The following is a 9,662-nucleotide window of genomic DNA, read 5'->3' as shown; positions in this document are numbered from 1 at the left end:
CGCAGTGCCAAAGCACGACTTGCGGAAGCCCTGGAACAGGCCGCTGCGGAAGCGATCTCGTCGATTACTGCCGACAACGCTGTCGCTTGGTTCCGCCACTGCGGCTACAGGGTACAGCAACCATGAATCCGCTCTAGAACGCTGCGAGTCGCGGGCGCCCGCGCCCGCGCCACAAGAGCCCGAAGCCCGGAGCCCGAAGCCTATCTCGGTTTGCGCACATCGCCGGAGATGACGCCGTCCTTGAGGTGGATGACGCGGTGGGCGTACTCGGAGATGTCGTGCTCGTGGGTAACCAGGACGATGGTGTTGCCCTGCTCGTGGAGGCGGTCGAGGACGGCCATGATCTCATTGCCGGTCTGCGAGTCGAGGTTGCCGGTGGGCTCGTCGGCGAGGATGATCGAAGGCCGATTCACCAGCGCGCGGGCGATGGCAACGCGCTGGCGCTGGCCGCCGGAAAGCTCGTTGGGCTTGTGCATCATGCGGTGCTCCATGCCCACCGACTTCAGCGCTTCCTTGGCCCGCACCAGGCGCTCCTCGGCGGGCATGCCAGCGTAGATCAGCGGCAGCTCGACGTTGTGCAGGGAAGTGGCGCGGGCGAGCAGGTTAAAGGTCTGGAACACGAATCCGATTTCCTTGTTACGGATCCGCGCCAGTTCGTCGTCGTCGAGTTCGCTGACGAGCTGGTTGTTGAGCCAGTAGCGGCCCTTGCTGGGCGTGTCGAGGCAGCCGATGAGGTTCATCAGCGTGGACTTGCCGGAGCCGGAAGGCCCCATGATGGCGACGTACTCGTTGCGCTCGATGCGCAGGTTGACGCCCCGCAGCGCGTGCACCTGCTGTTCGGAACCCATGTCGTAGGTCTTCCACAGGTCCTCGGTGCAGATCATGCAGCCGTCAGGAGGGGCGACTACGTTTTCGGATACGCTGGCGACCTCAGTGGCCATATTTGGGTCTCTCAATTCTTTAGGTTTCTCGGTCTTTCGCTCTCGCAGTCGGTCAGTCTCCCAGTTTGGAACACGTCGACACACTGAAAGACTGACGAACCTGAGATCCCACAACAAGTTTTGACGCCCTGGGCGTCACAAGGTTAGGACTTTTCTTCTTCTTTCTTGGGTGCGGAATTGTCCACCTTGACGGAGGCGCCGTTGCGCAGCGAGCGCAGCACCTTGTAGCTGCCGGTTACGATTTCCTGTCCCGGCTCGAGCCCGCTGGTCACCTCGATATCGGTGACGCCGGTGATTCCCGTGTCCACCTTGACGAACTCGGCCTTCTTGTCGCGCACTACGAACACGCCCTGGATTTCCTCCTTGTCCTTGGCGCTGAGCGCGGGCGACGCCGCCTGCACCGTGCCCTTCTTGGGTTTGGTCTCAAGGTCTGCCTTCTGGCGAACGGTGAGCGCCTGGATAGGTATGGCGACGGCATTATTTCGCGTCGCAGTTCTAATCTTCGCGGTGGTGGAGAGGCCCGGACGCAAATTCAGCGGCGGGTCCTTGATGGTGACCACGACCTTGAAATCCTTGGCTTCCTGGCTGCCCGTGGTGGTTTGCGTAGTAGCCAGGCCGGTGGAGCGCACGACGGCGTTGTTGCCGATTTCGGTTACATCGCCGTGGAACACTTTCTTCGGGATGGCATCAATCGTGACTTCCGCGGGCTGCCCCAACTTCACGTTGACGATATCGGTTTCGTCCACCATGACCTCGGCGGTGACCACCGACATGTCGGAGACGGTCATCAGCAGGCTACCGGGCGAACTCTGAATGCCCATGATGACGGTCTCGCCTTCGCGCACCGGCAGATTGCTGACGATACCGTCATAAGGCGAGGTGTACTCGGTCTTGCTGAGCACGTCGCTGGCGTGGGTCAACTGCGCCTGCATCTGGCGGATGCGCTCCTGAGTGGAGGCGGTCTGAGCCTTTGATTGCGCAATGCGGGCACGAGCCGAGGCAACGGCGGCGTCGGCGCCTTCGAACGTGGCTTTGCGAGTGTCGTAGTCCTGCTTGGGGATCAGCGCCTGGCCGTAAAGAGCTTCGCCGCGCTGGTAATCGAGCTTGGCGCGGTCGTAGTCGGCGCGCGCTTTGTCCAAATCGGACTGGGCGCTCTTCAGCGCGGCTTCGGAAGCGGCGTAGTCGGTCTTGGCGGCGGCGAGTTGCGCCTGCATGGCGGCCACGTCGGCGGCCGACTGTATGTAATCCAGCTTGGCCAACAATTGGCCTTTCTTGACCTGCTCGCCCTCATGCACGAACAGCTTGGTGATCTTGCCGTAGCCGTTGGCGCCGATGTTGACGTAGGTCTTGGGCTTGATTTCGCCGGAGGCGCTGACCACGGAGGTCAGGTCCTGACGCGCCACTTTGCCGGTCTGCACCACCACTACGCCCTTGCCGCTCTCATGGACGGTGAAGCCGACGATGGCCAGCAACAGAACCAGGACTCCAACTCCGATCGCGATCTTTTTTCCATTCTTCACGTTGCCTCACTCGACAATGCCCGCATGGCATTCCTGGGGCGCAATCACCCCGGATCATCGCCTGCTAGGATTACGCAGGTACCCCAGGAGAAGTTCCCAGTTTCGCACATTCGGACCGCCAATGACCCGATGCGCGACCAGGAAAGCGCTTACCTTGACCCATTATATTGGCAAGCGTGAGATGCTGCATCCACTCCCCAGCACCATTTGGCGGGGATGTACCGCGCATGCCATCCGGGTCTGTGGAAGATGTTGGCAGCTCAACAGATATGGCGCGGGATCAGAGAGAAAATGTGTGCGCCTTATCCTTGCTTTAAATGGGGTAAGAACATAGAATTTAAAAGCCCGAATTGTCTCCCAGGAGCCCATTCTCGATGTCGTACAAATCAGGTTGGAGTCGTTCGTTGGCGGTGAGTCTGGCCCTCTGTCTGTGGTGCGCAGCCGGAGCTTTCGCCCAGAGCGATGCAACCGGCAAGAAGCCGGACGGCAAGACCCCTGCCGCATCGCAAGGACAACCAGGGCAAGAGACTGACCCGCTTAAGCGCCCCTTATCGGAAAAGCAGAAAAAGCAGCAGGAGAAAGCGCTGAAGCAGGAGATCAGCAAGGTTTACAAGAAGTGGCTGGACGAGGACGTGCGCTGGATCATCACCGATGAAGAGCGCGCCGCCTTCAAGCAGCTTTCCAATGACGAAGAGCGCGACCAGTTCATCGAGCAGTTCTGGCTGCGCCGCGATGCCACTCCCGACACCGCGGAGAACGAATACAAGGAAGAGCACTATCGGCGCATCGCGTACGCCAACGAGCACTTCGCCGCCGGCGTGCCGGGGTGGAGGACCGATCGCGGCCGCATGTACATCATGTACGGCAAGCCGGACGAGATCGAGGCGCATCCCAGCGGCGGGAACTACCAGCGCCCGATCGAGGAGGGCGGCGGCTCGACTTCAACCTTCCCCTTCGAGGTCTGGCGCTATCGCTACCTGGAGGGGGTTGGCCAGGAGATCATGATCGAGTTCGTTGACCCGTGCATGTGCGGCGAATATCACATGACGATGGACCGCTCGGAGAAGGACGCGCTGCTGCACGTGCCCGGCGCGGGTGCGACCTTGTACGAGCAGATGGGCATGGCCGACAAGGCGGACCGCTTCACCAACGGCGGCCTCGAGCGGCTGGGAACCGGTCCCTTCAGCCAGAACTGGCAGGGCAAGCAGTTCGACCGGCTGGACCAGCTTTACCGGTTAAGTCAGCCGCCGGCGATCAAGTTCAAGGACCTGGACGAGGTGGTGACGCACAAGATTCGGATGAACCTGCTGCCGTTTGACGTGCGCGTCGACTTCGTGAAGGTGACCTCCGACACGGTGCTGGTGCCGGTCACTATCCAGATGAAGAACCGGGACGTGATCTGGTCGAGCAAGGACGGCGTGCAGCGCATGATGGTCAACATCCTCGGCAAGGTGACGACCCTGACCGGCCGCGTGGCGCAGACGTTCGAAGACACCGTCACCGACGGGCTGCCGGATGAACTGCTGCCCAAGGTCCTCGACAACAGCCACGTGTACTGGAAGGCGCTGCCGCTGCGCCCCGGGCGCTATCGCGTTGACATTGTCTTGAAGGACGTGAACGGCGATAAGATCGGGACTTGGAGCCGTGGTATCCAGGTACCGGAGTTCAGCGAAGACAAGTTGGCCTTCTCCAGCCTGATCGTGGCCGACGAGATGCAGAAGGTTTCAACCAAGAACGTGGGCGCCGGCAGTTTCGTCATCGGCGACACCAAGGTTCGTCCGCGCTTGGATTCGTCCAGCGGGCAACCGGCGATGTTCAAGCGCGACCAGAAGGTGAATTTCTGGATGCAGGTGTATAACCTGGGGATCGATCAGCATACGCACAGGCCCTCGGCGAACATCTCCTACGAAGTGGTCAACGTGACGACCAACAAACCGGTGGTGCAGCTGACCGAATCCACGGCGGAGATGGGCAACACGGGCGAGCAGGTGACGCTGCAGAAGTCGTTTGCACTGCGTGATGTCCCCCCGGGCACGTACCAGATCACCATTAAGGTCAACGACCAGATTTCGAAGCAGGATTTGAAGTCATCGGCGAAGTTCGCCGTCGAGTAGCCGCGGCTGGCGAGCGCGGGCCGCAAATTCACAATGGAGGTGCTCATGGGCCGAAAGCTTGGATGCGTGATGGTCCTGCTGGCACTGACGCTTCCTGCAGCAGCGGTCGGGAAGCCCGGCGTAATCACCGGCATCGTCCGAAATTCCGCCGGCGTGCCGCAGATGGGCGCCCTGGTGGAGGTTTTTTCCAACGCCACCCAGGCGGTGAAGGTCTTCACGGATGCGCGCGGTTTCTACAAAGCCGCCGAGTTGGTACCAGGGATCTACCAAGTCAAAGTCAGCGCGCCGTCCTTTTTGCCATCCTTGCGTGAAAACGTGGCGCTCAGGGCGGGTGCCAGTGTCCTGGTGAACATCACGCTTAGCACGCTGTTCGAGGCCGTGCAACTGCTGCCGCAGCGGCAGGCCCATTCCGATGACGACGGCTGGAAATGGACGCTGCGCTCGGCGGCGAACCGTCCCATCCTGCGCGTCGTGGGCAACGGGCCGCTGGTGGTGACCAGGAGCGGCAGCGGGGAGCGGACGCTGAAGGCAACGCTGGAGTTTGTGGCTGGCAGTGATGCCGAAGGCTTCGGCAGCGCAGGCGAGATGAGCACGAACTTCACCTTTGAGAAGTCGCTGTTCGACGCCGGGATGCTATCGGTGAAGGGCAACCTGGGTTATGGCGCTGGTCCGCAGAACGGAGTCGTCCGCGCCGCCTACTCGCACAAGATGGACGATGGCTCCAAGCCGGAACTGGCGCTAACCTTCCGCCGTTTTTCCAATCCTGACCTAAACTTGCGTACTCCGTCGCTGCAGGCCATGTCGCTGCGGCTGTCGGATGCCATCACTCTCGCCGACTTCATTGATCTGCGCGTCGGCGGCGAGTATCAAACCGTGCAGTTCCTCAGCCGGGCGAGCGCGCTGAAGCCGTTCGCGATGGTGGACGTGCACCTGTCGCCCGATACGGTGTTCGAATATCGCTACGCCAGCGCCGAGCCGAACATGGCAGCAGCGAAGGGATTCGAATCTTCCCTCGCCGACGTGCTGGAGTCCGGACCCCGGGTTTCGATGGTGGAGCGCGGCGCAGTGCTGCAGAAGGCACGTCACCAGGAAGTTTCGGTATCGCATCGCATGCGCAACACCCGCCTGCAACTGGCAGCGTACTCGGACCACATCCGTAACACCGCCCTGACTGGTGCGGGCGATCTTGACCGTCCCATGGCGGAAGTGCTGCCCGACCTCTATTCGGGCACGTTCACCTACAATGCGGGGCAGCTAAACTCCGACGGCGTACGGGTGGTGGTCCAGCAGAAGCTGTTGCCGGATCTGACCGCCACGCTGAACTATTCGTGGGGCGGAGTGCTCGATCTCACGGACAGCGACGTGGAGCTGCCGCGCGTGCGCTCTTCCGTGCACCGCGAATGGCGGCACTCGGTGGGCGCGAAGCTGGCCGGCACGATGCCCGGCACGCATACGCGCTGGGCAACGTCGTACCGCGTTGCCAATCAGAAGTCGCTGACCCCGGTAGACATGTTCGATTGCTCGCCGGGACAGATGGATCCCTACTGGAACGTCTTCATTCGGCAGCCCATCCCGGGAACCGGTTTCCTGCCGGGTAGGATGGAAGCGCTGGTGGACCTGCGCAACCTGCTGGCGCAAGGCTATGTGCCGGTGATCGGACGCGATGGCCGCACACTGTACCTGGTGCAGTCGGCGCGCGCGGTGCGCGGCGGGTTGGCGTTTGTGTTTTAGCTAGACTGTCGGCGGGTCGGAATAGTCAGACTGAAAAGGGCAGCGCGGATGCTGCCCTATTTTGATGTCTGAAGCCATCCTGTGCTGTTGCCGCGCGGAACGCGGCAGCGCGCTGGACTTTACCCTCCCAGACGTTGGGTTGCCCAAAACGGGAGCGCCAAGTTGAGCGTGGGCGCGGAATCGCTTGACTCCCGAGCCGTCGGGAGCAGACTTGCAGTGAGCTGTCCTGTCCACCCTCAGGAGGTGCGGGCCTATGACCAAGACAATGTTGGAGCGAGCCGAAGAGAACCTCGTTGACCCCATGCACAAAGTGTCGCGGGCGAGCACGGCGATGGCGGAGGCGATTGAAAATGGCATCCACGCCGTGAAGCGCGTCGGTAAAACCGGCAGTGATGCGGCCGAGGAATTCATCGAAGACACCAAAGACCGCATCAAGCGCCACCCCGCAGGAACGGTGGTAGCCGCCTTCGCGATCGGAATCGTCGTCGGCGGGTTCTTCGATTGGGTGATTCGTAGAAAATAATTCCTGAACGGTTCGATAACCGGCAAGCAACTTGGCAAGCAAACCCTGGGGCGGGCGCTCTCCCGCCCCGGGCTGCGCGCGGCGACAGCGCTCAACTGGTACCACCCCCACCCGACTCTTTTCTGCTTAGCTCAGTCCGGAGCGGGCACAAAGCGGTAGCCCAGCCCGCGAATGGTGATGAGATGCCGGGGCTTGGCAGAATCCTTTTCGATATAGCGGCGCAGGCGGACGATAAAGTTGTCGATGGCGCGCGTTTCCGTCTCTTCGCTGAGATTCCAGACGTTCTCCAACATCGCCTTCCGCGACACCGGCCGGCCGCTATTCTGGATCAGGTAGCGCAGTAGTTCGCCTTCCATCATGGTGAGCTGGAACACGCGTTTGCCGGAAGAAATTTGCAGTCTCCCAAAATCAACAACCTTGTCGCCGAAGGTGAAAATATCCGGCTCACGGGGCTTCGCGTTTTCGCCATTGTCGGCGGCCTGCAGCCACTCTTTGCGACGCAGCAGGCTTCGAATGCGAGCCTGCAGGATGTCGAGATTGAATGGCTTCGGCAGGTAATCGTCGGCGCCGGCTTCAAACCCTTTGAGCACGTCTTCGGGGCGGCCCCGGGCGGTCAGCATCAGCACAGGAACGAAATTCTCGGCATCGCGCAGCTCGCGTGCCACGATGAATCCATCCTTGCCGGGCAACATGATGTCGAGGATGACCGCGTCGAAGGTCTTTTTGTCCTCCAGCAGGAACTGGAGCGCGCCTTCGCCGCTCTCGACGACTTCCACCGCGTGCCCTTCGGCTTCCAGGTTGAAGCGTAGCCCCTGGGCCAGGTGGGGTTCGTCCTCGACGATCAGGATTCGGCTCATGTGCGATAGACCCTGGGGAAGCGGATGCTGAACGTGCTGCCGCGCCCTTCGCCTGCACTTTCGGCCATCACCTCTCCACCGTGACGCCGCACGATGGAACGCACGATGAACAGACCCAATCCGGTTCCCCTGATTGCGCTGGTCACCTGCATGGGGATGCGGTAGAAACGCTTGAAAATTCGCTTCAGCTCGTCTCGTGGAATGCCGACGCCGTTGTCGCGCACGCGCAGCAACGCGGTGTCGATGTCAGGCGTCAGCACATCCACGACGATATCCTTTTCCGCGCCCGTGTACTTCACCGCGTTATCCAGTAGATTGGCCAGCACGGTGCGCAGTTCCTCGCGATTGGCAATCACCTCGATGCTGCCGGCGGGCACGTTGCCCAGTCGCAGCGCACCGGGCGGGAGTTGATGGCGCAGGTGGGCGACTTCGACCGAGTCCCTGACGACGCCACAGAGATCCATGGCTTCGCGATGGCTCTGGCCGGCGCCTTGCCGCGCCTCCCCGGCCTTGAGCACCTGCTCGACCGTGCCCAGGAGGCGGTCGGTATCCTCCAGCATGATGCGGTAAAAATCGCGGCGTTCATGGTCGCCCAACTCTCGCCGTTGCAGGGTCTGCAGGTACAGGCGGATGGAGGTGACCGGAGTCTTCAACTCGTGGGTCACGGCGTTCAGGAAACTGTTCTGTTGCTCGTTGCGCCGAATCTCGCGGACCAGGAACACGGTGTTCAGGACAACGCCGGCGATGATGAAAGCGAAGAAGATGACACCCAGGACGAGGGCGCCGACCTCGCGCCACTTCAGGACGATCCAACTGACGTTGAGCGCGATGGCGACGCCAATCAGGCAGGCGCCCAGGGTGATGAAGAATACGATCGTCTTGGTGCGGCTGGCGACGCGCATCATCGCCCACATTGTAGTGGATGAAGTGCGGAACGGAAAAAGCCGCCGGTTACATCAGTTATGGAACGTGGCGCTCGGTCGGAGTAAAGTTCTGAACAGAGGCTCGACGATGAAGGTGCCCGCTTTCGCGGTGAGAACCTGCACCCTTGTGATGCTTTGGGTGCTGGCGTTCACAGCTTCGCTGTCCGCAGACAATCCCAAGCGATCTCGATCGGACAAGAACATCGACGCTATTGGACACCGAAACATCGCCAGGAAACCCAACTGGTATTCAACCGGGCAAGAGGCGCAGCTAGGAAAACAAATGTCGGCAGCGCTTGAGCGCTCCGCCATTCTGGTGCGTGACCCTACGATTGCTGATTACCTCCCACGCGTCGTGCGAAAAATAGCCCAAAACTCCGATGCAGTCCTGCCCATCACTGTTCAGGTTGTAGAGAGCGGTGTGGAAGCGAGCCCGGTCACGCTGCCTGGCGGATACCAGTACATCGACCGCGCACTACTCCTCCAGTTAGGCAACGAGTGTGAACTCGCCAGTGTGCTTGCACGTGGGATTGCGCACACAGCATTACATTCGGCTACGCGAGGATTTACTCGCGAGCAAATGGCGCAGATCGCGAGTGTTCCGCTAATTGTATCCGGGACACGTGGGGAGTCTATGTCATCAGTCGCGGTACCTCTAACTCTCGTCAAGACAAGACGGGAGAATGAATTGGACGCCGATTACTTCGGCGTGCAATACCTGTACAAAGCTGGCTACGACCCAGAATGCTTCATTCGTACGATTGAGCAGATATGGCCTGCAACCACTGTCTCGGTGAACGCGTTTAGTCCATTTCCTCCTCTTCCGCAACGATTGAAGGCTCTGAGGGAGGAAATATCCAATCTTTTGCCAAAGCGCGATGGCGCAGTGGTGTCAACGCCGGAGTTCGAAGATTTTAGAGCGGATTCATGGTTGCTGTACCCTGTAGCCGCAGTGGCGGAACCAAGCGACAGCGTTGTCGGCAGTAATCGACGAGATCGCTTCCGCAGCGGCCTGTTCCAGGGCTTCCGCAAGTCGTGCTTTGGCACTGCGGA

8 protein-coding genes are annotated in these 9,662 nt (G+C 60.8%); 4 read left to right on the top strand and 4 right to left on the bottom strand.

Annotation, left to right across the window (positions count from 1 at the left end; genetic code table 11):
* Positions 1-200: 200 nt before the first annotated feature.
* The gene (locus LAN64_19640; protein ID MBZ5570043.1) at positions 201-884 is read right to left on the bottom strand and encodes an ABC transporter ATP-binding protein; all 684 of its coding nucleotides are present in this window, start codon (positions 882-884) and stop codon (positions 201-203) included.
* Positions 885-1,084: 200 nt separating this feature from the next.
* A complete protein-coding gene (locus tag LAN64_19635) occupies positions 1,085-2,461 on the bottom strand; it encodes an efflux RND transporter periplasmic adaptor subunit (GenBank protein ID MBZ5570042.1) in 1,377 nt (458 codons plus the stop codon).
* Between the two features lie 374 nt (positions 2,462-2,835).
* On the opposite strand from LAN64_19635, the gene LAN64_19630 reads away from it, so the two are divergent.
* The 3 genes from LAN64_19630 (at position 2,836) to LAN64_19620 (ending at position 6,829) form a co-directional block, all read left to right on the top strand.
* On the top strand, positions 2,836-4,575 hold the full coding sequence (locus tag LAN64_19630; protein MBZ5570041.1) for a GWxTD domain-containing protein: 1,740 nt from the start codon (positions 2,836-2,838) through the stop codon (positions 4,573-4,575).
* A gap of 45 nt (positions 4,576-4,620) precedes the next feature.
* Entirely contained in the window at positions 4,621-6,306 is a 1,686-nt protein-coding gene (locus LAN64_19625; GenBank protein MBZ5570040.1) for a carboxypeptidase-like regulatory domain-containing protein, read from the top strand.
* A 253-nt stretch (positions 6,307-6,559) separates the two neighbouring features.
* Complete coding sequence (locus LAN64_19620; protein MBZ5570039.1) at positions 6,560-6,829, top strand: hypothetical protein; 270 nt, start codon at positions 6,560-6,562, stop codon at positions 6,827-6,829.
* Between the two features lie 131 nt (positions 6,830-6,960).
* On the opposite strand, the gene LAN64_19615 is transcribed toward LAN64_19620, so the two are convergent.
* Positions 6,961-7,686, bottom strand: coding sequence for a response regulator transcription factor (locus LAN64_19615; GenBank protein ID MBZ5570038.1), 726 nt, complete (start codon positions 7,684-7,686; stop codon positions 6,961-6,963).
* The gene (locus LAN64_19610; GenBank protein ID MBZ5570037.1) at positions 7,683-8,588 is read right to left on the bottom strand and encodes a HAMP domain-containing histidine kinase; all 906 of its coding nucleotides are present in this window, start codon (positions 8,586-8,588) and stop codon (positions 7,683-7,685) included. The genes LAN64_19615 and LAN64_19610 overlap by 4 nt, the downstream gene beginning before the upstream one ends.
* On the opposite strand from LAN64_19610, the gene LAN64_19605 reads away from it, so the two are divergent.
* On the top strand, positions 8,548-9,662 hold a 1,115-nt coding region (locus tag LAN64_19605), incomplete at its 3' end, for a M48 family metalloprotease (GenBank protein MBZ5570036.1). The genes LAN64_19610 and LAN64_19605 overlap by 41 nt on opposite strands.

The organism is Terriglobia bacterium (assembly GCA_020073185.1).
Lineage (GTDB): Bacteria > Acidobacteriota > Terriglobia > Terriglobales > Acidobacteriaceae > JAIQGF01.
The sequence above is the reverse complement of the archived record's forward strand: the minus strand, read 5'-3'. Positions and strand labels throughout refer to the sequence as shown.

Coding starts and splice junctions, on each gene's coding strand:
- LAN64_19630 (MBZ5570041.1), top strand. CDS start 2,836: ATGTCGTACAAATCAGGTTGGAGTCGTTCGTTGGCGGTGAGTCTGGCC.
- LAN64_19610 (MBZ5570037.1), bottom strand. CDS start 8,588: ATGCGCGTCGCCAGCCGCACCAAGACGATCGTATTCTTCATCACCCTG.
- LAN64_19615 (MBZ5570038.1), bottom strand. CDS start 7,686: ATGAGCCGAATCCTGATCGTCGAGGACGAACCCCACCTGGCCCAGGGG.
- LAN64_19640 (MBZ5570043.1), bottom strand. CDS start 884: ATGATCTGCACCGAGGACCTGTGGAAGACCTACGACATGGGTTCCGAA.
- LAN64_19625 (MBZ5570040.1), top strand. CDS start 4,621: ATGGGCCGAAAGCTTGGATGCGTGATGGTCCTGCTGGCACTGACGCTT.
- LAN64_19620 (MBZ5570039.1), top strand. CDS start 6,560: ATGACCAAGACAATGTTGGAGCGAGCCGAAGAGAACCTCGTTGACCCC.